26 protein-coding genes and 1 other annotated feature are annotated in these 25127 nt (G+C 41.8%); all 26 genes read left to right on the top strand.

The window, feature by feature from the left end; genetic code table 11:
- Position 1: 1 nt before the first annotated feature.
- Entirely contained in the window at positions 2 to 976 is a 975-nt protein-coding gene (gene mraY, locus V7201_RS01830) for a phospho-N-acetylmuramoyl-pentapeptide-transferase (protein WP_335375068.1), read from the top strand.
- Entirely contained in the window at positions 977 to 2329 is a 1353-nt protein-coding gene (murD, locus tag V7201_RS01825) for a UDP-N-acetylmuramoyl-L-alanine--D-glutamate ligase (protein ID WP_335375067.1), read from the top strand.
- Positions 2330 to 2430: 101 nt separating this feature from the next.
- Positions 2431 to 3531 (top strand): stage V sporulation protein E, encoded by a 1101-nt coding sequence (gene spoVE, locus V7201_RS01820; RefSeq protein ID WP_335375066.1) that lies wholly within the window; start codon positions 2431 to 2433, stop codon positions 3529 to 3531.
- A 322-nt stretch (positions 3532 to 3853) separates the two neighbouring features.
- Positions 3854 to 4948, top strand: a complete 1095-nt coding sequence (gene murG / locus V7201_RS01815; RefSeq protein ID WP_335375065.1) for an undecaprenyldiphospho-muramoylpentapeptide beta-N-acetylglucosaminyltransferase — start codon at positions 3854 to 3856, stop codon at positions 4946 to 4948.
- A gap of 61 nt (positions 4949 to 5009) precedes the next feature.
- Positions 5010 to 5918 carry a UDP-N-acetylmuramate dehydrogenase gene (gene murB / locus V7201_RS01810; protein ID WP_335375064.1) on the top strand — a complete coding sequence of 303 codons (909 nt, stop codon included), beginning with the start codon at positions 5010 to 5012 and terminating at the stop codon, positions 5916 to 5918.
- A gap of 292 nt (positions 5919 to 6210) precedes the next feature.
- Positions 6211 to 7002 (top strand): cell division protein FtsQ/DivIB, encoded by a 792-nt coding sequence (locus V7201_RS01805; protein WP_335375063.1) that lies wholly within the window; start codon positions 6211 to 6213, stop codon positions 7000 to 7002.
- Positions 6950 to 7684, top strand: coding sequence for a DUF881 domain-containing protein (locus V7201_RS01800; RefSeq protein ID WP_335375062.1), 735 nt, complete (start codon positions 6950 to 6952; stop codon positions 7682 to 7684). Before V7201_RS01805 ends, V7201_RS01800 begins: the two co-directional genes overlap by 53 nt.
- Positions 7685 to 7832: 148 nt before the next feature.
- Complete coding sequence (locus V7201_RS01795; RefSeq protein ID WP_335375061.1) at positions 7833 to 8567, top strand: DUF881 domain-containing protein; 735 nt, start codon at positions 7833 to 7835, stop codon at positions 8565 to 8567.
- On the top strand, positions 8567 to 8917 hold the full coding sequence (locus V7201_RS01790) for a small basic family protein (RefSeq protein WP_207498512.1): 351 nt from the start codon (positions 8567 to 8569) through the stop codon (positions 8915 to 8917). Before V7201_RS01795 ends, V7201_RS01790 begins: the two co-directional genes overlap by 1 nt.
- Positions 8918 to 9052: 135 nt before the next feature.
- On the top strand, positions 9053 to 10336 hold the full coding sequence (gene ftsA / locus V7201_RS01785; protein ID WP_335375060.1) for a cell division protein FtsA: 1284 nt from the start codon (positions 9053 to 9055) through the stop codon (positions 10334 to 10336).
- Positions 10337 to 10376: 40 nt separating this feature from the next.
- The gene (gene ftsZ / locus V7201_RS01780; protein ID WP_335375059.1) at positions 10377 to 11519 is read left to right on the top strand and encodes a cell division protein FtsZ; all 1143 of its coding nucleotides are present in this window, start codon (positions 10377 to 10379) and stop codon (positions 11517 to 11519) included.
- Between the two features lie 357 nt (positions 11520 to 11876).
- A complete protein-coding gene (spoIIGA, locus tag V7201_RS01775; protein ID WP_335375058.1) occupies positions 11877 to 12815 on the top strand; it encodes a sigma-E processing peptidase SpoIIGA in 939 nt (312 codons plus the stop codon).
- A 44-nt stretch (positions 12816 to 12859) separates the two neighbouring features.
- Entirely contained in the window at positions 12860 to 13579 is a 720-nt protein-coding gene (sigE, locus tag V7201_RS01770; protein WP_207498508.1) for an RNA polymerase sporulation sigma factor SigE, read from the top strand.
- 179 nt (positions 13580 to 13758) lie between these two features.
- Complete coding sequence (gene sigG / locus V7201_RS01765) at positions 13759 to 14538, top strand: RNA polymerase sporulation sigma factor SigG (RefSeq protein WP_335375057.1); 780 nt, start codon at positions 13759 to 13761, stop codon at positions 14536 to 14538.
- A gap of 298 nt (positions 14539 to 14836) precedes the next feature.
- On the top strand, positions 14837 to 15109 hold the full coding sequence (locus V7201_RS01760; RefSeq protein ID WP_335375056.1) for a YlmC/YmxH family sporulation protein: 273 nt from the start codon (positions 14837 to 14839) through the stop codon (positions 15107 to 15109).
- A gap of 66 nt (positions 15110 to 15175) precedes the next feature.
- A complete protein-coding gene (pgeF, locus tag V7201_RS01755) occupies positions 15176 to 16003 on the top strand; it encodes a peptidoglycan editing factor PgeF (protein ID WP_335375055.1) in 828 nt (275 codons plus the stop codon).
- Positions 16004 to 16690 carry a YggS family pyridoxal phosphate-dependent enzyme gene (locus V7201_RS01750; protein ID WP_335375054.1) on the top strand — a complete coding sequence of 229 codons (687 nt, stop codon included), beginning with the start codon at positions 16004 to 16006 and terminating at the stop codon, positions 16688 to 16690.
- Between the two features lies 1 nt (position 16691).
- Complete coding sequence (locus tag V7201_RS01745; RefSeq protein ID WP_335375053.1) at positions 16692 to 17132, top strand: cell division protein SepF; 441 nt, start codon at positions 16692 to 16694, stop codon at positions 17130 to 17132.
- Between the two features lie 6 nt (positions 17133 to 17138).
- Positions 17139 to 17399: a YggT family protein gene (locus tag V7201_RS01740; RefSeq protein ID WP_335375052.1), complete on the top strand. Its 261-nt coding sequence runs from the start codon at positions 17139 to 17141 to the stop codon at positions 17397 to 17399.
- Between the two features lie 86 nt (positions 17400 to 17485).
- Positions 17486 to 18259 (top strand): RNA-binding protein, encoded by a 774-nt coding sequence (locus tag V7201_RS01735; protein ID WP_335375051.1) that lies wholly within the window; start codon positions 17486 to 17488, stop codon positions 18257 to 18259.
- A gap of 91 nt (positions 18260 to 18350) precedes the next feature.
- Positions 18351 to 18872, top strand: coding sequence for a DivIVA domain-containing protein (locus tag V7201_RS01730; protein WP_335375050.1), 522 nt, complete (start codon positions 18351 to 18353; stop codon positions 18870 to 18872).
- 49 nt (positions 18873 to 18921) lie between these two features.
- Positions 18922 to 19162, top strand: a binding site (T-box leader).
- Between the two features lie 157 nt (positions 19163 to 19319).
- On the top strand, positions 19320 to 22079 hold the full coding sequence (ileS, locus tag V7201_RS01725; protein ID WP_335375049.1) for an isoleucine--tRNA ligase: 2760 nt from the start codon (positions 19320 to 19322) through the stop codon (positions 22077 to 22079).
- A gap of 181 nt (positions 22080 to 22260) precedes the next feature.
- A complete protein-coding gene (locus V7201_RS01720) occupies positions 22261 to 22548 on the top strand; it encodes a TraR/DksA family transcriptional regulator (RefSeq protein WP_335375048.1) in 288 nt (95 codons plus the stop codon).
- A 420-nt stretch (positions 22549 to 22968) separates the two neighbouring features.
- Positions 22969 to 23460 (top strand): signal peptidase II, encoded by a 492-nt coding sequence (gene lspA, locus V7201_RS01715; RefSeq protein WP_335375047.1) that lies wholly within the window; start codon positions 22969 to 22971, stop codon positions 23458 to 23460.
- A complete protein-coding gene (locus tag V7201_RS01710) occupies positions 23432 to 24343 on the top strand; it encodes an RluA family pseudouridine synthase (protein ID WP_335375046.1) in 912 nt (303 codons plus the stop codon). Before lspA ends, V7201_RS01710 begins: the two co-directional genes overlap by 29 nt.
- 214 nt (positions 24344 to 24557) lie before the next feature.
- Positions 24558 to 25100: a bifunctional pyr operon transcriptional regulator/uracil phosphoribosyltransferase PyrR gene (gene pyrR, locus V7201_RS01705; RefSeq protein WP_335375045.1), complete on the top strand. Its 543-nt coding sequence runs from the start codon at positions 24558 to 24560 to the stop codon at positions 25098 to 25100.
- The last annotated feature ends 27 nt before the right edge of the window (positions 25101 to 25127 follow it).

Here is a 25127-nt window from a genome sequence, read left to right as displayed (position 1 = left end):
AATGCTGGAGCAAGTTATCTTTTTCACAATTTTAATGGGCTTCCTTATTACGGTTTTGCTTTCTCCAGTTTTTATTCCGTTTTTAAGAAGGCTAAAATTCGGCCAGAGCATCAGGGAAGAAGGGCCGAAATCACACCAGAAAAAAACAGGTACGCCAACCATGGGCGGAATCATGATTCTGCTTTCGATAACCGTGACAACTCTTGTCATGACTGGCAAGTTTTCGCAGCCTACCGTTGAAACCTACTTATTATTATTCGTAACATTAGGATTTGGCCTGCTCGGCTTCATGGATGACTTTATCAAAGTGGTCATGAAACGGAATCTTGGACTCACTTCAAAACAAAAGCTGCTTGGTCAAATCATTATTTCTGTCATTTTTTATTTTATTTTTAAGCAAAGTGAATTTTCTACTATAGTCAATATCCCGCTTACAGACTATTCTTTTGATCTTGGCTGGGGTTATGTATTATTCATCATCTTTTGGATGGTTGGTTTTTCAAATGCTGTTAACTTGACGGACGGGCTTGACGGGCTGGTGTCTGGAACGGCTGCGATTGCATTTGGAGCATTCGCCGTACTTGCGTGGAATCAATCACAATATGAACTTTCAATTTTTTCAGTAGCCGTGGTCGGCGCAGTTTTAGGCTTTCTTGTATTCAATGCTCATCCTGCTAAAGTGTTCATGGGAGATACAGGTTCTCTTGCACTAGGCGGAGCGATTGCAACTGTTGCTATCCTGGCAAAGCTTGAGATTATTTTGATCATTGTTGGAGGCATTTTCGTAATTGAAACTTTGTCTGTTATCCTTCAGGTAATCTCATTTAAGACAACAGGAAAGAGAATTTTCAGGATGAGCCCGCTTCATCATCATTATGAGCTGATAGGCTGGTCTGAATGGCGTGTTGTTGTGACATTCTGGACAGTAGGTCTTCTTTTCGCTATTCTTGGAATTTACATTGAGGTGTGGATCTAGATGAAACATATCAAAACTTATCAACATAAAAAAATTCTTGTACTTGGCCTGGCCAAGAGTGGAGTAAGCGCAGCTTCTCTTCTACATAAACTGGGAGCATTTGTAACAGTCAATGACAGTAAGCCACTATCTGAAAATCCAGAGGCTCAAGGACTATTGGAGCAGGGAATCAAGGTTGTCTGCGGAAGCCACCCAATCGAACTGATGGATGAAGGCTTTGAACTTGTCGTGAAAAATCCAGGCATTCCTTACTTTAACCCTATGATTCAAAAAGCAATCGAGAAACAAATCCCAATCATTACAGAAGTGGAACTCGCATACCAGGTTTCGGAGGCTCCTTTAGTGGGAATCACAGGAACGAATGGGAAGACAACGACTACTACTCTTATCTATGAAATGTTGAATGAAGGAAATAAAAAACCGCTGATTGCGGGTAATATCGGTACGGTTGCTTCAGGTGTTGCTCAGGAAGCAGCTCCCGATAATACAATCGTTATTGAACTATCATCCTTCCAGCTTATGGGGATAGATCAGTTCAAGCCGAGGATTGCCATCATAACAAATTTGTATGATGCCCATCTTGATTATCATGGCACGAAATCTGAGTATGTAGAAGCAAAAGCAAGGATTACAAAAAACCAGACTGAAGAAGATTATTTAATCGTAAATGCTGATCAGGATGAAGTAATGAAAATTGCCAGAAATTCTCGTGCGCAAATCGTGCCTTTTTCAACGAAAAGGGTGATGGATCATGGTGCATATGTGAAGGATGGCTGGGTTTGTTTTAATGGCGAACAAATTATTGAAACAAAGGATATTGTGCTGCCAGGTAAGCATAATCTAGAGAATATTTTATCTGCAGTAGCTGCTACTATACTTTCAGGTGCTGATAAAAAAGCAATATACAAAGTTCTTACTACCTTTGCTGGCGTTCGCCACAGGCTGCAATATGTTGCCAATTTGGAAGACAGAAAGTTTTATAATGATTCAAAAGCTACTAACATTTTAGCGACTGAAAATGCCCTTGCAGCATTCAATTCACCTATCGTTTTGCTTGCTGGCGGGCTTGACAGAGGCAATTCATTTGATGAACTTGTTCCATCGTTAAAAAATGTAAAAGTATTGATCACTTTTGGCCAGACAGCCGAGAAAGTTGGACAGGCTGGGCAGGAGGCAGGAATAAAAACGATTTTGCGGGTCGATAATGTTGAAAAGGCCGTTCCTGTGGCGTTTGAACATTCAGAACCTGGCGATGTTATTTTACTTTCGCCTGCCTGTGCGAGCTGGGATCAATACAAAACTTTTGAGGTCAGGGGAGACATGTTTATCGAGGCCGTGCATAAGCTTAAGTAAGGGCTTGTCTCGAACATCATGACTCAGGTTGCCTTGGCCTGTTGCAGGCTGGATGGGAAGCGGTATATGAGCCCTAAATCATACAGCCGAGGTGTATTGCATTGCCAATGAAAAAAACCACTCCAGACATTTTTCTGATGATTGTTACTTTTACGCTCTTGGCAGTAGGCTTGATTATGGTCTATAGTGCAAGTGCGGTCTGGGCGGATTATAAGTTTAACGATTCATTCTTTTTTGCCAAACGCCAAATGCTTTTTGCCGGAGTCGGAATCATAGCCATGTTTTTCATAATGAATATTGATTACTGGACCTGGAGGACTTGGGCGAAGGTAATAGTGATTGTTTGTTTTGTTATGTTGATTCTAGTACTGATCCCTGGAATCGGCAACGTGCGCAATGGATCAAGAAGCTGGATTGGCGTCGGGGCATTTTCAGTTCAGCCTTCTGAATTCATGAAGATTGCGATGATTGCGTTCCTGGCCAAATTTCTTTCTGAAAACCAAAAAGCAATCACTACTCTGAAGAATGGACTTTTTCCTTCTTTAGGACTTGTTTTCGTAGCGTTCGGTTTGATTATGCTGCAGCCGGATTTAGGAACGGGCACTGTTATGGTAGGTACTTCAGTCGTAATGATTTTTATTGCAGGGGCAAGAATTAGTCATTTCGTGGGTCTAGGGCTTATAGGTGTTGCCGGTTTCGTTGGTTTGATCATCTCTGCACCTTACAGAATGAAACGGATCACTTCATTCCTTGATCCGTGGCAGGACCCGCTCGGAAGTGGTTTCCAAATGATTCAGTCGCTGTACGCGATCGGACCTGGCGGATTGTTTGGTCTGGGATTGGGGCAGAGCAGGCAAAAGTTCTTTTATCTGCCAGAACCGCAAACAGACTTTATTTTTGCCATACTGGCCGAGGAGCTTGGTTTTATCGGTGGATCATTCATCCTTCTGCTGTTCTCCTTGTTACTTTGGCGAGGAATAAGGATTGCGCTTGGAGCCCCAGACCTATTCGGAACCTTCCTTGCCACAGGAATTATTGCGATGATTGCCATTCAGGTCATGATCAACATTGGAGTTGTAACTGGATTGATGCCGGTAACAGGAATCACACTACCATTCCTCAGTTATGGAGGTTCATCCCTTACTCTGATGCTTATGGCTGTCGGTGTTTTGCTTAACATCAGCCGCCATTCCAGATACTAAAGATTAAGACCCTGCCAGCAGGGTCTTTTATTTGTGGTACGCAGTTTTTACGTTTTAAATGGATGTATAATGATTGCACTTTATGCTAAATATCAATGAATACCGAACACCTGGAATTTTGTAAAAAAAGGTTGCGTGGCCAATGGATTAATATAGGATTATCATCCTGTTCATGCTATATTACATTTAAATGACAATATCTTTAAAATCCGTTCTAAAGTTTAGAATATAGTAGAATAGGGTAAAACCGTGAAGTGCCTTTTTATAAAGGCTTGCCACAAGAATATAGAGAAATAAGAGATTTTTTGCTGAGGTGTGGAAAATGAAGATTGCAGTTAGCGGCGGCGGTACAGGTGGGCATATTTACCCTGCGCTCGCACTGGTCAGAGAGATACAAAAGAAAAATAAAAATGTTGAGTTTCTCTACATAGGAACTGAAAAAGGGCTCGAGAGCAAGTTAGTGCCCAGGGAAGATATTCCTTTCAAATCCATACATATCACAGGTTTCAAAAGAAAAATATCATTCGAGAATGTTAAAACGATTTTGCGCTTTCTCAAGGGAGTCAGAGACAGCAAAAAAATGCTTAAAGACTTCAAGCCAGATGTCGTCATTGGCACTGGGGGCTACGTATGCGGACCAGTTGTCTATGCGGCCGCGAAAATGGGGATACCTACAATTATCCATGAACAAAACAGCGTTCCTGGGCTGACTAATAAATTCTTGAGCCGATATGTAGATAAAATTGCGATTTGCTTCGAGGAAGCAAGAGAGTTTTTTCCAAAACAAAAGGTGGTGCTTACAGGTAATCCTAGAGCATCAGAAGTGTTAGGGCAGGATGGAATTAGGGGCAGGTTGTCAACCGGCTTGAAGCTGAAGGTGCCAACTGTGCTGATTTTTGGCGGCAGCAGGGGAGCAAGACCTATTAATGAAGCGGTCGTCAAAAGCTTAACAGAATTAAGTGGCAAGCCATATCAGGTTTTATACGTTACCGGTGACGTTCATTTTGATGAAGTACAAAAAGAAGTTGATCTTGTTGGAAATCCAGAAAATGTGATAATAAAACCATTTATCCATAATATGCCTGAAGTACTTGCTGGCGTTGATCTAACGGTTTCCCGTGCAGGAGCGACTACACTTGCGGAACTTACATCTTTAGGCATACCCAGCATCCTGATTCCGAGCCCGTATGTTACGGATAACCATCAGGAGAAAAATGCTCGAGCTTTAAGCGAAAATGGAGCAGCTCGCTTGCTGCTAGAAAAAGATTTGACCGGCCCTAAATTGGTTGAGAATATTGACCAAATATTAGGGAATGATGAGAGATTGGCCGATATGAAGAAAGCTGCAAAAAAATTGGGCATACCTGACGCCGCTGAAAGACTTCACCGCTTGATGGGGGACTTAGCGAAAAAGTAGCCTGCAAGCTTGCGGCTGCATAAAATGGTCAAAATGATTGATGCCTGAAAGGGAGGTAAATATGAAGGATCTAGCTGACAAACTTAGAGAATTGAACATCGGCTCAGTTAAGGAAAACGAGCCGCTGGCAAACCATACAACAATGAAAATTGGCGGACCTGCCGACATACTTATTGAGCCTTCAACAATAGAGAATTTAAAAAAATCAATTGATGTAATCAAAAACTCCGGAGTGAAGTGGACGGTAATCGGCAGGGGATCTAACCTTCTGGTTTCGGATAAAGGAATTGAAGGGGCTGTTATTAAGCTTGGAACTGGTTTGGATGAGCTGAAAATTGAGGGCAACAGAGTGACAGCCGGTGGAGGAATGTCACTTGTAAACTTCGCGATCACGATTAGCCGCAAAGGCCTGTCAGGCCTGGAATTTGCGGGTGGCATTCCAGGTTCTATTGGCGGTGCTGTTTATATGAACGCTGGCGCCCATGGTTCGGATGTTTCAAAAATACTTGAGAAGGCTTATGTGTTATTTGATGATGGCACACTGGAGTGGCTTACAAATGAAGAGATGAAATTCTCTTATAGAACCTCTGTGCTTCAGAAAGAACGCCCTGGTATCGTGGTTGCTGCTATATTTCATTTAAAGGAAGGCAATAAAGAAGAAATTGTAGGCGAATTGCAAAAAAATAAAGATTACCGCAAAGAAACACAGCCTTATAATTATCCAAGCTGCGGAAGTGTTTTCAGAAACCCGCTTCCTAATTATGCTGGCAATCTAATTGAGAAATCGGGTCTGAAAGGCCATCGCATCGGTGGAGCTCAAATATCTGAGCTGCATGGCAACTTCATTGTAAACACAGGGAATGCAAAGGCTGAGGATGTGCTAGGCCTCATTCAGCATGTAAAAGATACTGTCCTTGATTTACATGGAGTGAAAATGGAGACAGAGGTAGAAATAATCGGCCGAAAATAGCAGGAAATAGCTTTAAGCTGTCAAATTCTGTGATATAATATTTCATTAGATTAGATGCAAACCATGTAGGAATACGGCATGATTTTCTTCGTGCCGTTGGTTTCTCTTTTTGTGCATGTGAAAATGCACAAAGCCTGGCGGAATCGTTATTACAAATTTTATTATATACGATGACTATACAGGAATCCTTTAATAATATTTTGCGACATTTCAGGGCTTTAACCTGCAAAATTACGATCAAAGATGTTAGTCTTTTATGGAATGGGTACAGCCGGTAAAGAGGGGATTGAAAATGGACAAGGGGAAAATCGTCTCAATAGAAGACCGAATTCCAAAACTAAAACATCAAAGACGCAAGAAAGCAAATCGCAGGCTAATTATGCTGCTGGCTTTGTTTTTTGTATTGATTGCCGGTGTAATCTATTTTCAATCTCCGCTCAGCAAGGTGAAAAGCATTACAGTGTCTGGCAATGAATCTTATACCTATGATCAAATTGTTGAGGAGAGCGGGATTTCACTTCAAACTAATGTATGGCAGATAAACAGGGAAGAAATTGAAAAAAAACTGGAGAAGATCCAGGAGATCAAGAACGCATCAGTCAAAGTCAAGCTTCCTAATACTGTTGCGATTGAGCTTGAAGAATTCAACCGTCTTGCTTACATATCAAAAGGCAAGAATTTTTATCCGGTCCTTGAAAATGGCCATATTCTTAGTGAAAAGCAAATCGATGAAATTCCCGTCAATGCACCAATTTTAATTGGCTTTAAGGAAGGGAAAGTTTTGGATGAAATGATTGATTCACTCGAGGCACTTCCCGGAGTGGTGATTAATTCGATTTCGGAAATTCATTCAAAACCGGACAAGACGGATAAGTTCCTAATAAAGCTCTATATGAATGATGGTTTTGAAGTGAATGCCAGCCTGAGGACTTTTTCAGAAAAAATGGCACATTATCCTTCTATTGTCAGCCAGCTCGACCCTGATAAAAAGGGTGTGATCGACCTCGAGGTGGGCTCTTATTTTAAAGCATATGAAGCAGAGGAAGCTGAGGAAGTTGAAATTGAAAAAGAAAGTGAACAGTAATCGTGTGATCCTTTCGCTCGTTTCCCTTGTGCTTGGCTTTATGGTCGCTTTTTCATTCCGTGTTACACAGAATGAATCTAACAATGGCAAAGGCTTGACAAACAAGCAGTGGGAGCAGCATTTGAACCTGAGGAACGAATTAATTGATCAGGAAGAGAAAAACCGCGATCTGCAAAAAGAGTTAAATGCTAAGCAGGAAAAGGTAAGGAAAATTGAAACAAACCTTTCAAAAGAGGCACAGGTATTTTTTAACATGGCAGAAGATGCTGAAAAATACCGAATGTTTCTTGGCAAGGTGAAGGTCAGCGGTAAAGGTGTCAAAGTCACTCTCGCAGATGGAGAGTATGATCCTGATGAAGAGAATATCAATAACTATCTCGTTCATGAGCACCATGTTTTCAAAGTAATCAATGAGCTATACATTTCAGGAGCAGCTGCTATCGCCGTAAATGGGCAAAGAATTTCTCATAATTCCTATGTCTTATGCACCGGGCCTGTCATTACTGTAGATGGCTACCAGCATCCTGCCCCCTTTGAAATTACTGCTATTGGAGACCCCAATGTTCTTTCTTCCGCATTAAATATTACCGGTGGGATAAAAGATCAGCTTGTAAACGATCAAATTGTTTTTACAATGGAAGAACTGAATGATATCAAGATGGATCCGATTCTTGGGAATTGATGCCTAAAAGATCATCATGCTTCCAAAATACCGAATTAATGTAAGCTTATGAATGTTTATAGAGGCTTTTACGGGGGATCCATTTTCGAGCAGCATTTTAGCAGAAGTGGCATCGTATATAGCCTTACAGAAAGCAAGGTGAATACTTTTGGGCCGCCCTAAAAATCTAAGTTTTAGCATCATTGCCGCTATAATCGGATTGATGGTCGCCATTCAGTTTCAGACCGTAAGGGAACCTGAAGTCAGGGACACGAGGGACACCTGGCAGCTTCGAGAGGATTTAATGAAAGAGAAGGAAATTCAATCCAAGCTACTTCTTGAAATCAGGTCAAATGAAGAGAAAATCGCGAAGTATGAAACTGAGCGGCAGCAGAGCAAAGAAGAAGTACTCCGTGAAACATTGAATGAATTAAAGGTAGAGGCTGGATTAACGGAGATAACAGGCCCAGGAATCACCCTGTCAATCGCCCCGGCTTTCAATTTGATTGTGGATGGAGACGAGGTTCCGACCGTTTCTCCGGACATGCTGAAAAGGCTTTTAAATGAGTTGAACATGTATGGTGCACAGCATGTCTCCGTTGATGGAGAAAGGATTATCAATACAACGGTCATTCGTGACATCAACAGAGAGACGAAAATAAATGGGCACTCCCTGAACCGTTTTCCAATTGAAATCAAAGTTATTGCCGGGAATGCCCAGACAGCTGAAAAGTTATACAATCGCATGAAGGTTTCGACAGTTGCCGAGGATTTCTTCATTGATAACCTTGAAGTAAAAGTGAACAGGCCTGAAAGCAAATTGGTTGTTCCTGCTTATCAGGATACAATCAGGATTCGGTACATGGATCCCGTTAATAAAGATAAAGGAGGAGGCAACGGATAATGTGGCTTCCAATAATGGGGTTGATAATCGGTGTCATCATCGGGCTGTTGACCGATATAAAAATTCCGGATGAATACTCGAATTACTTGTCGATCGCAATCCTTGCTGCCCTCGATACTTTGTTCGGAGGAATCCGTGCCCAGCTTCAAAATATTTATGATGAAAAGGTTTTTGTATCAGGTTTCTTTTTTAATATAGTATTAGCAGCAAGTTTAGCTTTTCTAGGTGTTCATCTTGGTGTAGACTTGTATTTAGCAGCAGTTTTTGCCTTTGGGGTAAGGCTGTTTCAAAATATCGCTGTGATTAGGCGGATATTATTAACAAAATGGTCCACTACCAGTGAAAAGTAGAAAAAAAAATGATATTTTAAAAGGGAAATATTTAATTGTGACGAATAAAGTAATGTAATTAAAAGTGAAACGCTTAGAAGTGCGGCAACAAATTGTTGTTCAAACATTAGGAATTGTTGAAGGAGGTGCCACAGAATGAACAGCAATGATATATATGTCAGTCTTGACATCGGTACATCCAGTGTGAAAGTTATCATTGGTGAAATGGTCAACGACTCTTTAAACATAATTGGTGTTGGCAATGTGAAGTCCGAAGGATTAAGAAAGGGCTCCATTGTTGATATAGATGAAACCGTTCATTCTATTAAACGGGCAGTAGAGCAAGCTGAAAGAATGATAGGTATGAAGATTAACCAGGTGATCGTAGGAGTCACCGGGAACCATGTATCTCTCATGCCATGCCATGGTGTGGTTGCAGTATCAAGTGATAACCGCGAAATCACGAATGAAGATGTTGCGAGAGTCATTGACGCTGCACAGGTGGTTTCAATCCCGCCAGAGAGAGAAATAATAGACGTGATTCCAAAGCAATTTATCGTGGATGGCCTTGATGAGATCAATGATCCAAGAGGCATGATCGGTGTAAGGCTTGAAATGGAAGGTACGATTATTACAGGTTCTAAGACCATCTTACATAATACACTTCGCTGTGTAGAGCGGGCCGGCCTTGAAATTTTGGATATTGGCCTGCAGCCGCTTGCAGCTGGAGCTTTCGCCCTTTCCAAGGACGAAAAAAATATGGGTGTCGCGATGATTGATATCGGCGGTGGTTCTACAACAGTCGCTGTTTTTGATAACGGGCATTTAAGAGGAACATCTGTTATTCCTGTAGGCGGGGACCATATTACAAAAGACTTATCAATCGGTCTCCGTACAACAACTGAAGAAGCGGATAAATTGAAAATTAAACATGGACATGCTTTTTATGACCATGCTTCAGAAGATGAATTTTTCGAAGTCCCAATCATTGGCAGTGACCAGCAGCAGCAGTTCAACCAGCTGGAAGTTGCCGATATTATTGAAGCAAGGATGGAAGAGATATTTTCCTTGGTTCAGGACGAATTGAAAATCATGAACATCAGGGACCTTCCAGGTGGATTTGTCCTTACTGGAGGAATAGCAAATATGCAGGGTGTTCTGGAGCTTGCCCAAGATATTTTCCAGAGCCGTGTGAGAATTGCAATTCCAGATTATATTGGTGTAAGGGAACCACAGTACACAACGGCAGTTGGATTAATACAATTTGCTTATAAGAACGCAAAATTAAAAGGAAAGAAAATGGAAGCTGCTTTTAGTGAGTTAGAACCAAAAGAAAAAAGAGTTCAGAAACAGCCGCATCCAAAATCGAAGCCTGAGAAACAGCCTGAAGAAAAAGTGTCATCAAGAATGAAGAAATTTCTTGGCTACTTTTTTGAATAATCAGGGCTAACAGGTAATCGACGAATTAGGAGGATTTGTCATGTTGGAATTTGATACTAATTTAGATTCACTTGCTACTATAAAAGTTATCGGTGTTGGCGGCGGCGGAAATAATGCAGTTAACCGAATGATTGAACACGGCGTACAGGGTGTTGAATTTATTGCGGTGAATACAGACGCACAAGCATTAAATCTTTCCAAAGCTGAAATCAAAATGCAAATCGGTGCAAAGCTCACTCGTGGACTCGGCGCTGGTGCTAATCCTGAGGTTGGCAAAAAGGCTGCAGAAGAAAGCAAAGAACAAATCGAAGAAGTGCTTAAAGGCGCTGATATGGTATTTGTTACTGCTGGAATGGGTGGCGGAACAGGAACTGGTGCTGCACCTGTAATCGCACAGATCGCAAGAGATCTTGGCGCTCTTACAGTTGGTGTAGTAACACGTCCATTCACATTTGAAGGACGCAAGCGCGCAGGACAAGCTGGCGGTGGAATCGGCGCAATGAAGGAAGCGGTAGATACGCTGATCGTCATTCCTAACGACCGTTTGCTTGAAATCGTTGATAAGAGTACTCCTATGCTTGAAGCATTCCGTGAAGCGGATAATGTTCTTCGTCAAGGTGTACAAGGTATCTCCGATTTGATCGCAACACCAGGATTGATTAACCTTGACTTTGCTGATGTTAAAACAATTATGTCCAATAAAGGTTCTGCCTTGATGGGTATTGGTGTAGCAGCTGGTGAAAACCGTGCTACTGAAGCAGCTAAAAAGGCAATTTCATCACCATTGCTTGAAACATCACTTGATGGAGCACAAGGTGTTCTTATGAATATTACTGGTGGAACGAACTTAAGCTTATATGAAGTTCAGGAAGCTGCAGATATCGTTGCATCAGCTTCAGACCAGGATGTTAACATGATCTTCGGTTCCGTTATTAATGAGAACCTAAAGGATGAAATCATTGTCACTGTTATCGCAACTGGTTTCAATGAAGAAGTCGTTCAGCCTAAGCCAACAAGACCGAGCTTTGGGGGCCAGCAGAAGCCACAAATCGGTGCAATCAAGCGTGAACAGCCAAAGCGTGAAGAAATCCAGCAGGAAGCTCCAAGGAGCAATCCTTCACCACAAGGCGAAGATGCACTTGATATCCCAACATTCCTGCGCAACCGAAACAGAAGACGCTAATATCAAGATATATTGTAAAAAGGCACAGCCAACAGGCTGTGCCTTTTTCGCTTTAAAGCGGTGGGGGTCAGACCCCCGGTGCGGTGGTGCGCTAAAGGGGGCGGTTTTTTTATTGTAATAAAACTTCGTTAAAAGTTTTTCTTTACGAAGATGGGTAGGAATCTACTTTAATAGCTAATAATCTGAAAATTGACAAAATCCGAATGTAAAAGTGAAAATCTCTGTTGTTTTGTATACATAATATGACACACTTCATGAAGCAATGACGATATACTTTTTCGTAACGGAATGATAGAGCAGGCAGCGAAGGGACATTCACCTTAATAATGTTTTTGGTTTTGGACTGGGGGAGGCAAGGTGAAGATCTATCTTGATGTTATATGGGCTCTGAATCTATTAATTGACGCATTCCTCCTGTATTTGACCGCCTTGATCCTGAAAAGGCAGGTAAAGCTTTGGCGAGTTGCACTAGGAGGCTTCATTGGTTCATTGCTCATTATATTGTCAATTACTCCGTTACATGCAGCAGCGGGGCACCCGGCCGGAAAATTATTTTTCTCGATCTTTATGGTGCTGTCAGTGTTTGGGTATAACAGATTGCGATTTTTCATTAAGGCTCTAATGACATTCTATGTAACGACCTTTTTGCTCGGAGGAACGCTGACGGGCGTCCATTATTTTATCCAATTTGATATGGATCTCGCCTCAAATGTTGCTCTTAATCATATAAAAGGTTATGGTGATCCGATTAGCTGGCTGTTTGTACTATTAGGATTCCCGCTGGCATGGCATTTTTCCAGGAGGAATATAGAACAGTTTGAAATGACCAAGATTCAATATGAGTCTTTAGCAGATGTTGAGGTTCAGTTCATGGGAATGTCATTTAATATCCGTGGTTTGATAGACAGCGGGAATCAGCTGTATGATCCAATCTCTAAAATGCCGGTGATGATCCTGTCCATCGCTAAAGTAATGGAACAGATGCCACAGGAAATCAGAAAAATTGCCGAGGATCCTGACTGTGTTTTGTCAGGGACAGGGGATTTTTCTCAAGAGCTAGAAAATAAGATGAGAATCATTCCATGCAAGGTGGTTGGCCAAGAGCATCAATTAATCATAGCTTTTCACCCTGAGAGCATTATGATCACAAGTGGTACCGATATTTATATTGCAGAAAAGGGGCTGATTTCGTTTACCGCCCAGGAACTGTCAGCAGATGGCAGCTTCCAGTGTATTATCCATCCAAAGATGATGGCAGGAATGGCAAAGGCTGATTCAACCGTAAAGGTAAGTTAATATTACTATACTCAGAAATACATAATTTAGAAGGAGGACAATCAATGAAAAATTTACGGCTTCGGTTATCCTATTACTGGTATAAACTATTAATAAAACTTGGTTTGAAAACAGATGAAATATACTATATCGGCGGAAGCGAAGCATTGCCACCTCCTTTAACGAAAGAAGAGGAAGAAGTACTCCTGAACAAACTTCCAAATGGGGACAAAGCTGCGAGGTCTATCCTGATCGAGAGAAATCTGCGGCTGGTTGTTTACATTGCCAGGAAATTTGAAAACACGGGCATTAACATTGAAGATTTAATCAGTATTGGAACAATTGGTCTGATTAAAGCAGTCAACACCTTCAATCCTGAAAAGAAAATTAAACTAGCTACGTATGCATCTAGATGTATAGAGAATGAAATCTTAATGTATCTGCGCAGGAACAATAAACTGCGCTCAGAAGTGTCTTTTGATGAGCCATTGAATATTGACTGGGATGGGAATGAACTTCTTCTTTCAGACGTTCTCGGAACAGATGATGATATCATTACGAAGGACTTAGAATCGAATGTTGATAAAAAGTTGCTTGTAAAAGCACTCCAGCAGCTGTCAGATCGAGAAAAGCAAATCATGGAATTGCGCTTCGGACTTGGCAGCGGCGAAGAAAAGACGCAAAAAGATGTAGCTGATATGCTAGGCATCTCCCAGTCTTACATTTCACGTCTGGAAAAAAGAATCATTAAGCGCCTTCGAAAAGAATTCAATAAGATGGTATAGCAATATAGAGTTTTAGCATCCAACTCAAAAAAAATTTTTTTCTTGTTTAACATTGATAATCTGGGGTTTTACTGGCGCTTTCTTCCTTTTGTCTGCCAGGCACCCGGTAAATAGTGCATATTTTTCCTTCCTGCGGAGATACTGAATTTTGACAGCAGCTCCTGTGAGGAGGGAAAAGATTGACACGAAACAAAGTTGAAATTTGCGGTGTTGATACATCAAAGCTTCCCGTTCTGAAAAACGAGGAAATGAGAAAACTGTTTAGAGAAATGCAAAGCGGTGACATCACAGCTAGAGAAAAACTTGTGAATGGGAACCTAAGGCTTGTTTTAAGTGTAATCCAGCGTTTTAACAACCGGGGCGAGTTTGTCGACGATCTGTTTCAGGTCGGATGTATAGGCCTTATGAAATCCATTGATAATTTTGATTTGGGACAGAATGTAAAATTTTCCACATATGCCGTTCCGATGATAATAGGCGAAATCAGAAGGTATTTAAGAGATAATAACCCAATCAGAGTTTCACGCTCGTTAAGGGATATAGCCTATAAAGCTTTGCAGGTAAGGGAAAGGCTGATGAGTGAGGCATCAAGGGAGCCAACTGCTGAAGAAATCGCAAAAGTTCTTGAAGTTCCTCATGAAGAAATTGTTTTTGCGCTAGATGCAATCCAGGATCCAGTTTCCCTTTTTGAACCAATCTATAACGATGGTGGAGACCCCATTTTTGTCATGGACCAGTTAAGCGATGAGAGGAACAAGGATATCCATTGGATTGAAGAAATAGCGCTAAAAGAAGGAATGAGACGCCTGAACGAAAGAGAAAAACTGATTTTAAGGAAAAGGTTTTTCCAGGGAAAAACGCAAATGGAGGTTGCCGATGAAATCGGAATCTCACAGGCACAAGTTTCCCGGCTTGAGAAGGCGGCAATTAAACAAATGAATAAAAATATCCAAAGCTAAAGCTGCCTCCCTGGCAGCTTTTTATTTTGCCATTGCTTCTCCATAAATCATACATCCTTTTTCTGCTCATATATCTTATATAGGGTCTTTTTTAAATTGGCTATGTTAAAGGGTACTATTGATTATTAGCAACAGTTGATTGGTGCGGAGGTTTAATCGACTCTACGGAAAGCGAATTCCTGAGTGGAAATCAACAGTCTGTATAAAAAAGCCTTAGTGTAACAGGCAGAACAAATAAAATTTTTTTGAAAATAGCTATTTATCAAGTAATCCAAAAGTAATATCCGGGGGGATCTAAATGGTTAAGGTGACTGAATTCCAGGTGAAAGATGTCGTGAATGTTTCTGATGGGAAAAGACTCGGAAATATTGAAGATTTTGAAATCAATTTAAATACAGGGAAAATTGAAGCGGTGGTCATTGGAAGTTCAGGTAAAGTGCTGGGCTTTTTTGGTAAAGAAGACGAGGTCATCATTCCATGGAAGAACATTCTTAAAGTCGGAGAAGACGTTATACTTGTCCGCTACAGGGACAGCGGAGAATACATTGAACACGATGGAGGGGGACAATAGTCGTATCACTGTTGTGTTACGGCCTTGGTATGATAAACTAGACAAAAAAAGCGAGAGGTATAATTTATGGAACCATTTATCTTAACCGATAAAGAATACTTTTCCATTAAAGAGTGGATGGACTGTTATCCCGGCCTTGAAGTGGGTTTTACGACTAAAAATGGCGGTGTCAGTGAGCAGGCTTTCTCGGGATTAAACTTTGGATTTCATGTTGGAGATCAGCAGGATGCTGTATGTCAGAATCGAAACCTGCTGGCGAATAAGATTGAATTTCCACTTGAAAGCTGGGTTGGAGCAGAGCAAACCCATGAAATTCACATCGTGAAGATCTCCAAAAACGATAAAGGAAGAGGGTCGGATGACTATGCCAGTTCTTTTTCCGGAACAGATGGTTTTTTAACAAATGAGGCAGGAATATTGCTTACACTTTGCTATGCTGACTGTGTACCGCTTTATTTTATCGAGCCGGACAAGAGGCTGATCGGTGTGGCCCATGCTGGTTGGAAAGGCACGGTCAACGGTATTGGAGCTGAGATGATTAGCAAATTTCAGCAAAATGGGGCAAAAATAGAAAAAATTTCTGCAGTAATTGGCCCATCAATATGCAAAAAATGTTATATTGTTGATGAGAGAGTGATTCTTTTAGTAAAAAATGTACTAGAAGGTGTCGAAAATTTACCATATAATCAAGTAAGTGAAGGTCAATATTCTCTCGATTTAAAGGAAGTGAACCGGCAGATTTTATTAAAGGCCGGTGTAAAAAGTGAAAATTTATTTGTCACAGATTATTGCACAAGCTGCCACAGTGAGCATTTTTATTCTCACAGGCGGGATAAGGGCAATGCTGGCAGAATGATTGCCTACATTGGGTGGAAGGAGGATAGCCGTCCATAAATGAAAGTATCTAAAAATCTGGAGGTTATCCAGAGTCAAATAGCAGAAGCCTGTCAAAAGGCCAATCGCAGTCCGGAAGATGTGAAGTTAATCGCGGTCACTAAATACGTATCGGCGGAACGGGCTCAGGAAGCCATTGAAGCAGGTATTGTCAATTTAGGTGAAAACCGTGATGAGGGACTCCTTGAAAAGATCAGCATTCTAGAGGACAAGCCCGTCTGGCATTTTATCGGTACGCTCCAAACAAGAAAAGTAAAAAATATTATAGAACATGTTACATATATCCACTCGCTTGACAGACTGTCACTTGCAAAGGAAATTGATAAGCGTGCTAGCGCTAAAATAAAATGCCTCATTCAGGTCAATGCATCTGGAGAGGAAAGCAAGCACGGATTAATGCCTGAACAGGTAGCGGAATTCATCTCTGATTTGAAAGATTACCCGAACATCCTTGTTAGTGGATTAATGACAATGGCTCCAAATACAATGGACGAGCTAGTGATCAGAGAGTGTTTTAAAGCACTTAAAAAGCTCCAGGGAGAAATCCAGGGCCTTAACCTTGAGTATGCTCCATGCAGTGAGCTGTCAATGGGAATGTCAAATGATTTTCAAATCGCAGTTGAAGAAGGTTCTACAATGGTCCGCATCGGCACTGCGCTGGTAGGTAACGAATCGGAGGTGCAATAATATGAGCTTAAAATCAAAAATTAAGACATTTTTTTTCCTGGAAGATGAATATGACTATAATGATGAGGAAATGCTCGAAGAGGAAGCGGAGCCATTTAAGCCAAGTAAGCAGCCGGCTCAGCAAAAGCAAAATGTTGTAAGCCTCCAGAGTGTGCAAAAATCATCAAAAGTAATCCTGATGGAGCCTAGGATGTATGCGGAGGCGCAGGAAATCGCTGATCACCTGAAAAATCGCCGAGCCGTAGTTGTTAACCTTCAGCGGATTGAACATGACCAGGCTAAGCGTATTGTAGATTTCCTTAGCGGAACAGTCTATGCGATCAGTGGTGATATTCAGCGTATTGGTATGAATATCTTTTTATGTACCCCGGATAATGTGGAAGTGACAGGGAATATTTCTGAACTGATGCAGGAGCGGGATATTCAAGAGTCGAGGTGGTAGGTGTAAATGGATGTTGTAGTTGGTATCTTAGCGCAATTAATTAGTCTTTACCAGTGGGCATTGATTATCTATATTTTCATGTCATGGTTCCCGAATGCAAGAGAGACAGCGATTGGTCAGTTTTTAGCCCGAATTTGTGAGCCATTTCTTGAGCCGTTTCGCAGGATCGTGCCATCAATTGGTATGATCGATATTTCGCCGATTGTTGCTTTCCTGGTATTAAGGTTCGCGATATCAGGCTTGTATCAGCTGGCTCATTGGTTTTAAAAATATGACTATTTTTGCAGGGTCTGTTTCAGACCCTGTTTATTTTCTATTTGGGGATATAAGGTTTTGTAACAAAGGAGATCACAATGAACATTTATCAGCATTTTCGTCCTGAGGAACGTGAATTTATTGACCAGGTCATCAATTGGAAAGAATACGTGGAACAGAGCTATGCGCCAAAATTAACCGACTTTCTCGATCCTAGAGAACAGCAAATCCTAGCAACCGTCATTGGAAAACATCCTGATGTCAAATGGGAGCTTTTCGGCGGTGCTAATGGATCTGAACGAAAGCGGGCTTATCTATATCCAGAATATATGGAAGCCCAGCAGGAGGATTTTCAAATCAAGCTATTTGGAATTGAATATGCGAAGAAATTCATTACCATCGAACATCGCCAGGTACTTGGAAGCCTGATGTCGCTCGGATTAAAGCGCGGGAAGTTTGGTGATATCCTCATTGAAGGCGACACCGTTCAGTTTTTTGCGGCTGAAGAAATTGCAGATTATATAAGAATGCAGCTTGAATCGGTCGGAAGGGCTTCTATAAACCTGACAGAACTGGATATTGGCGAAGCCATAGCGACTGCAGAGGAATGGAATGAAATGAATGCGACAGTGTCTTCCTTACGGCTTGATACGGTTATGTCATCCCTCTTCAATCTTTCTAGACAGAAATCGCAGCTTTTGATCCAGCATGGCCATGTGAAAGTAAACTGGACGGCTATTGAAAACACGGCCTTTGAATGTGGGGAAGGTGACGTCCTTTCTGCGCGCGGATTTGGCCGTGCGAAAATTATCAGTATAGAAGGCAAAACGAAAAAAGATAAATATCGAGTTATTGCCGGAAGGAAAAAATAATTATATAGTTATAAAAGAAGGATTTTTAGTTTTTTTGTCGAATCATTGCTTTAAGTACATATAGGATTATAACTTAATGGGAGGTGGCGTCATGCCTTTAACGCCGTTAGATATACACAACAAAGAATTCAACAAGGGATTCCGCGGGTATGATGAAGATGAAGTAAATGAGTTTCTTGATCAAGTCATCAAAGATTATGAACTTATTATCCGTGAGAAAAAAGAGCTTGATGAAAGGCTCAACGAAATGAATTCCAGGCTTGGCCATTTTACGAATATTGAAGAAACCCTTAATAAATCAATCGTAATTGCCCAGGAAGCCGGAGAAGAAGTTCGCCGCAACGCGCAAAAAGAGGCTAAGCTGATCGTAAAGGAAGCAGAGAAAAATGCTGACAGAATCATCAATGAATCACTATCCAAAGCACGTAAAATCGCGTTGGAAATTGAGGAACTGAAGAAGCAGTCAAAGGTATTCCGGACCAGATTCAAGATGCTGATCGAAGCACAGCTTGATATGCTGAACACAGATGACTGGGATCACTTACTCGAATACGAACTTGATTCAACTGAATTAAAGACTGCTCAGAGAGAAGAAGAAGATTCACTGGCTTGACGCAAGCAGGTCATTTCGCATATAATTTCATAACAAAGTGCAATACATGAAAGAAACGTTGATAGGGACAGTACGGCTGTTCAAATGCTTGCCAAAAAAGCGAAATGGGGAAGGTGGAAGCCCATTGCGAGCGAGTAGCCTGAAAATCACCCTTTAGTTCCGAGCTGAACATTCGATCAGAATAAGTAAGCGCAGGCGTAACATTCGCGTTAAGAATGCTAAGAGGACAGAATGATTCATTCTTGTCTATTTAGGGTGGTACCGCGGGAATAAACCTTCTCGTCCCTTTTCAGGGATGAGGGGGTTTTTTTATTTTTCTGGGCTGTGTTAAAGGACAATGTCTATCACCTGTTGATTGAAGCTTAAATCAACAGGAAAGTTTAATGCAGCCATTTCCTAACATCGCGATCATGATTGCCAGGGTAAAAAATAGGGAGGATTAATTTAATGGAGTACAAAGATACGTTGCTTATGCCGAAGACCGAATTTCCAATGCGCGGAAACCTTCCAAACAGGGAACCGGAAATCCAGGCAAAATGGGAAGAAATGAATATTTACGAAAAAGTGCAGAAACACACGGCAGACCGCCCGCTGTTCATCCTGCATGACGGCCCTCCATACGCAAACGGAGATATTCATATGGGTCACGCGTTGAATAAAATCCTTAAAGATTTCATCGTGCGTTACAAATCAATGAGCGGTTTCTGTTCACCATATGTTCCTGGGTGGGATACACATGGTTTGCCGATTGAACAGGCGCTTACCAACAAAGGTGTAAAGCGTAAAGAAATGACTGTCGCTGAGTTTAGGAAGCTCTGTGAAGAGTATGCCTACCAGCAGGTCGACAACCAGCGCGAGCAATTTAAGCGTCTTGGTGTCAGGGGAGACTGGGAAAATCCATACATCACATTGAAGCCTGAATATGAAGCACAACAGATCAAGGTTTTCGGTGAGATGGCAAAGAAGGGCTACATCTATAAAGGTAAGAAGCCAGTATACTGGTCTCCTTCAAGTGAATCTGCTTTGGCTGAAGCTGAAATTGAATATCAGGATAAGCGTTCTGCATCGATTTATGTTGGCTTTAAGGTGAAGGATGGAAAAGGAGTTCTTGACCAAGATACTGAAATCATCATCTGGACAACAACACCATGGACTATTCCTGCAAACCTTGGAATCTCTGTCCACCCAGACCTTTCATACGTTGTAGTTGAAGCAAACGATAGGAAATTCCTTGTTGCTGAAGAATTGCTTGAAGCGGTTTCGAACGAAATCGGCTGGGAAAATCCAGTAACTCTTAAAAAGGTTACCGGTAAAGAGCTTGAAGGCATTCTTGCAAGCCACCCTTTATATTCTAGAGATTCACTCGTTATGCTTGGGGAGCACGTTACGACAGATGCTGGAACTGGCTGCGTCCACACCGCGCCTGGCCACGGGGAAGATGACTTCTACGTTGGTCAAAAGTATGGTCTGGAGGTTCTATGCCCAGTAGATGATAAAGGCGTTATGACTGCTGAAGCTGAAGGATTTGAAGGATTATTTTATGATGAAGCAAACAAGCCGATCACAGAAAAGCTTGAAGAAGTTGGCGCGTTGCTGAAACTTTCTTTTATCAAACATTCATACCCGCATGACTGGAGAACGAAGAAGCCAGTAATCTTCCGTGCGACTGCTCAGTGGTTCGCATCCATTAAAGATTTCCGTAAGGAGCTGCTTCAGGCTGTTGAGGAAACGAAATGGGTTCCAGCATGGGGAGAAACAAGATTATTCAATATGGTTCGCGACCGCGGCGACTGGTGTATTTCCAGACAGCGTGCATGGGGTGTTCCAATTCCGGTTTTCTATGCAGAAAATGGCGAAGCGATCATCACTGATGAAACAATTGACCATGTTTCAAATTTATTCCGTGAACAAGGCTCAAATATCTGGTTTGAAAAAGATGCAAAGGACTTGCTTCCTGAAGGCTTTAGCCACCCTGGAAGCCCTAACGGTACTTTCACAAAGGAAACAGACATCATGGATGTTTGGTTTGATTCAGGTTCTTCACATCAGGCAGTGCTCTTAGAGCGAGATGATCTCCAGCGTCCTGCAGACCTTTACCTTGAAGGCTCTGACCAATATCGCGGGTGGTTTAATTCATCACTTTCTACAGCTGTAGCGGTCACTGGCAAAGCGCCATACAAGGGAGTATTAAGCCATGGTTTTGCTCTTGATGGCGAAGGACGCAAAATGAGTAAATCCATTGGCAACGTCGTTGTACCTGCCAAGGTCATGAACCAACTTGGTGCCGATATCCTTCGCTTATGGGTTGCGTCTGTTGACTATCAGTCAGACGTTCGTGTATCTGATGCCATCCTTAAACAGGTTGCTGAAGTGTACAGAAAGATTCGCAATACTTTCCGATTCTTACTTGGCAATTTGGCAGATTTTAACCCTCAAACAGATGCTGTGCCGTTTGAGCAGCTTCGTGAAGTAGACCAATTTATGCTGGTGAAGCTAAATAAATTAATTAAATATGTACGGAACGCTTATGATAATTATGAGTTTGCAGGCGTTTACCATGCGGTGAACAATTTCTGCACTCTTGATTTAAGTGCTTTCTACTTAGATTTCGCTAAGGATGTACTGTATATCGAAGCTGCTGACAACGCAGAACGACGTGCGATCCAGACTGTATTGCACGAGAGTCTCCTTGCAATAGTTAAGTTGACTGCGCCAATTCTTTCTCATACAGCAGATGAGGTATGGAACTTCATTCCATCCGCGAAAGAAGAAAGCGTCCAGCTTACAGATATGCCAGAATACAAAGAAATTCCGAATGCAGTGGCACTTGAAACAAAGTGGAATGCATTCATGAAGCTTCGGGATGATGTCCTCAAGGCACTTGAAGAAGCAAGGAATGAAAAAGTAATCGGCAAGTCATTGACAGCAAAGGTTTCTTTATATGTTAATGACAACACTAAGGAGCTTCTGGACTCCATTTCTGAAAATCTGAGCCAGCTATTCATCGTTTCAGGCTTTGAAGTGGCAGGCAGCTACGATCAAGCACCTGAAAACGCGATTAAGCTTGAAAATGCTGCTATTTCGGTAACAAAAGCTGAAGGCGAAACTTGTGAAAGATGCTGGGTTGTCACTCCTGAAGTAGGCCAGGTTGAGGACCATCCAACACTTTGCCCACGATGTGCAACTGTGTTAAAAGAAAATTATTAGATTGATGAAAGCTCCGGGCTTGCCCGGAGCTTTTTTCGATCTTTAGATAATGTGAATTGATCCCTTGAACAAACAAATATCTTCCACCTTCGGGAATTCCTGCAGTACATGTAAAAAGTTTTCCTGAGTCAGCATTATGCGCGGGGAAATAATAGCTGTAAACAGGAACGGGGGCAGATATATGGAAGGTAATCTTGATTACATTTACAATGAACTCCGTGAAACGAAAACAGAACTGTTAGCGTACCTGAATTCTGAAAACACAAATGAAAGGATTTTACAGTATATCAAGGCTGAACTTGATGATATCGATTCAGCGCTTCAGAAAATTGAAAATGGTGAATATGGAAAATGTGAAATATCTGGAGAGATTTTGCCGCCTGAGGTTTTACAAAGTATACCAACAGCAAAATCTTCATATGAAATTGCCCAATTGGAACAATATTGCCGAAAGCCGCTATATTCTTAAAAATGCCCCCCATATAAGGGGAAAGATTTCAAGTTGCAGCTTTAATTGCTCTGTTATAGCTAAATGTTGATTTATAAACGCTGTTGATTGTAGTGGAGGGTGCGAAGACTCCTCCGAAAATGCTTAAGCATTTTCATCGTGCGTGGGCAGATTCGAGGAAGCAAATCAGTGTCCTGCTGTCGCAGCTGGTCAGGTGAGACCCCGCAGGAGTGAAGCGACGAGGAGGCTCAGCTCCAGTCCCTCGGAAAGCGAAGCTCCTGGAACAGAAATCAACAGACTTGTTAAACAGATCCTTAAGAATATAAATTAGGATTTGTGAACAACTATAATCAACACCTGTACTCTAGAATATCTGTCGTTTTCGTCTTATATGTGCTAAAATGCAAAGGTAATGAATTGCTGAATGTGGAGGTTACCTTTGTGTTTTATTACATAATTGCACTTTTTGTTATTTTGCTTGACCAGCTGACAAAATGGATGATCGTTAAAAACATGGAACTTGGAGATAGCATCCAGGTTATTGAAAACTTTTTTTACATCACCTCTCACCGCAATCGTGGTGCAGCATGGGGAATCCTGCAGGGGCAAATGTGGTTTTTTTATGTTATAACCATCGTTGTAATTGTTGGCCTTGTCATTTATATTCAGAAAGCAGCTAAAGGAAAGCTCCTGCTCGGTGTTTCACTTGGCTTTATGCTGGGGGGAGCGATCGGGAACTTTTTAGACAGGCTGTTCCGAAAAGAAGTTGTTGATTTCATTAACACATATATTTTCGGGTACGATTTCCCAATTTTCAATATAGCTGATTCTGCACTTGTTATTGGTGTAGGTTTGTTGATGATTGATATGATCAGGGAAGAGAGAGAGGCGAAAAGAAAAGCATATGGAGAAAATGGAACACATCATCAGTGATACTCAGGCTGGTGACAGAATAGATAAAGTTGTATCAACGCTTGATCCGGAATGGTCAAGAAGCCAGGTGCAGCAATGGATCAAGGATGGCAATGTCCTTGTTAATGGTGCTCCGGTAAAAACAAATTATAAATGCAGCTTGGAAGACAGGCTTGTAATCAGCATTCCAGAACCTGAAGCATTGGATGTTGTACCGGAAGAAATGAATTTAGAGATTTTTTATGAGGATCAGGATGTCCTTGTTGTAAACAAACCTAAAGGAATGGTTGTTCACCCTGCTCCAGGGCATATGACAGGAACACTGGTAAATGGCTTGATGGCACATTGCAAGGATTTATCTGGGATTAATGGCGTGCTGCGACCGGGAATTGTCCACAGAATCGATAAGGATACATCAGGTTTGCTTATGGTTGCCAAAAATGATTTAGCTCATGAAAGCCTGGTGAACCAGCTTGTTGCCAAGACTGTAACCAGGAAATATAAGGCGCTGGTTCATGGTAACATCCAGCATGATTTTGGCACGATCGACGCTCCGCTTGGCAGGGATACGAAAGACCGCCAGAGTATGACGGTCGTTGATAATGGGAAGCATGCCGTTACTCATTTTAACGTACTTGAGCGTTTCAATGATTTCACGTTTGTGGAATGTCAGCTTGAGACTGGCCGCACTCACCAAATTCGCGTCCATATGAAATATATTGGATATCCGCTTGCTGGGGACCCGAAATACGGACCTAAAAAGACTCTTGATATTGGGGGACAGGCTCTTCATGCGGGACTCCTTGGCTTTAATCACCCAAGAACCGGTGAGTACGTCGAATTTGAGGCACCGCTGCCATCATATTTCGAAGAGCTTTTAAATGATTTCAGAGAAAATCGTTGACAAAGTTCTACAAGTATCTTAAGATGACTATAGTTTAATAAGTCCTTTAAGAGACAGTCCCGTGAGGCTGAGAAGGAAACGGATTTGCAACAGTCATCACTGGATGTTCTGCTGCATACTTACAACGTCGTTTACCCTCTTGCCTTTACAGGCAGGAGGGTTTTTTGGTTTTTAGATCCGTTTTCAACCGTAAAGAGAGAAGGAGTGAAAACAAATGACTGAAAAAGCAGTTGTGTTAGACAATCAGGGAATTAGAAGAGCACTAACGAGAATAGCCCATGAAATCATTGAGAGAAACAAGGGAATTGAAGATTGTGTCCTAGTTGGGATTCGCACTAGAGGAATTTATATTGCCCGAAGGCTGGCAGATAGAATCCGTGAGATTGAAGGAGCTGAAATGCCGGTCGGAGAACTGGACATCACACTTTATCGCGATGACCTGACGAAGAAGACAAATGACCTTGAACCAGAAGTAAGAGGTTCTGACATCCCGGTGGATATTGGGAATAAGAAGGTTATTCTTGTGGATGATGTACTGTATACAGGCAGGACAGTCCGCGCTGCAATGGATGCATTGATCGACATTGGCCGCCCTGCGACAATCCAGCTTGCGGTGCTTGTGGACCGGGGCCATAGGGAGCTGCCGATCAGAGCTGATTTTGTAGGAAAAAACATTCCGACTTCCAGCTCAGAAAAAATTGTTGTCGAACTGCAGGAAGTGGATGAAGAAGAACGCGTAAGCATTTACGAAAAATAAATAGCGCCCTTTTAATACAGTCCAGAG

Origin of the sequence: Bacillus sp. JJ1122, assembly GCF_036964885.1 — a bacterium.
Taxonomy (GTDB): Bacteria; Bacillota; Bacilli; order Bacillales; family Cytobacillaceae; genus Mesobacillus.
The sequence above is the reverse complement of the archived record's forward strand: the minus strand, read 5'-3'. Positions and strand labels throughout refer to the sequence as shown.

Coding starts and splice junctions, on each gene's coding strand:
- murG (WP_335375065.1), top strand. CDS start 3,854: ATGAAGATTGCAGTTAGCGGCGGCGGTACAGGTGGGCATATTTACCCT.
- V7201_RS01790 (WP_207498512.1), top strand. CDS start 8,567: ATGTGGCTTCCAATAATGGGGTTGATAATCGGTGTCATCATCGGGCTG.
- pyrR (WP_335375045.1), top strand. CDS start 24,558: ATGACTGAAAAAGCAGTTGTGTTAGACAATCAGGGAATTAGAAGAGCA.
- ftsA (WP_335375060.1), top strand. CDS start 9,053: ATGAACAGCAATGATATATATGTCAGTCTTGACATCGGTACATCCAGT.
- V7201_RS01740 (WP_335375052.1), top strand. CDS start 17,139: ATGGATGTTGTAGTTGGTATCTTAGCGCAATTAATTAGTCTTTACCAG.
- V7201_RS01720 (WP_335375048.1), top strand. CDS start 22,261: ATGGAAGGTAATCTTGATTACATTTACAATGAACTCCGTGAAACGAAA.
- V7201_RS01745 (WP_335375053.1), top strand. CDS start 16,692: ATGAGCTTAAAATCAAAAATTAAGACATTTTTTTTCCTGGAAGATGAA.
- ileS (WP_335375049.1), top strand. CDS start 19,320: ATGGAGTACAAAGATACGTTGCTTATGCCGAAGACCGAATTTCCAATG.
- murB (WP_335375064.1), top strand. CDS start 5,010: ATGAAGGATCTAGCTGACAAACTTAGAGAATTGAACATCGGCTCAGTT.
- V7201_RS01710 (WP_335375046.1), top strand. CDS start 23,432: ATGGAGAAAATGGAACACATCATCAGTGATACTCAGGCTGGTGACAGA.
- mraY (WP_335375068.1), top strand. CDS start 2: ATGCTGGAGCAAGTTATCTTTTTCACAATTTTAATGGGCTTCCTTATT.
- pgeF (WP_335375055.1), top strand. CDS start 15,176: ATGGAACCATTTATCTTAACCGATAAAGAATACTTTTCCATTAAAGAG.
- V7201_RS01730 (WP_335375050.1), top strand. CDS start 18,351: ATGCCTTTAACGCCGTTAGATATACACAACAAAGAATTCAACAAGGGA.
- murD (WP_335375067.1), top strand. CDS start 977: ATGAAACATATCAAAACTTATCAACATAAAAAAATTCTTGTACTTGGC.
- V7201_RS01805 (WP_335375063.1), top strand. CDS start 6,211: ATGGACAAGGGGAAAATCGTCTCAATAGAAGACCGAATTCCAAAACTA.
- V7201_RS01735 (WP_335375051.1), top strand. CDS start 17,486: ATGAACATTTATCAGCATTTTCGTCCTGAGGAACGTGAATTTATTGAC.
- V7201_RS01750 (WP_335375054.1), top strand. CDS start 16,004: ATGAAAGTATCTAAAAATCTGGAGGTTATCCAGAGTCAAATAGCAGAA.
- V7201_RS01760 (WP_335375056.1), top strand. CDS start 14,837: ATGGTTAAGGTGACTGAATTCCAGGTGAAAGATGTCGTGAATGTTTCT.
- ftsZ (WP_335375059.1), top strand. CDS start 10,377: ATGTTGGAATTTGATACTAATTTAGATTCACTTGCTACTATAAAAGTT.
- sigE (WP_207498508.1), top strand. CDS start 12,860: ATGAAAAATTTACGGCTTCGGTTATCCTATTACTGGTATAAACTATTA.
- V7201_RS01800 (WP_335375062.1), top strand. CDS start 6,950: ATGAAGCAGAGGAAGCTGAGGAAGTTGAAATTGAAAAAGAAAGTGAAC.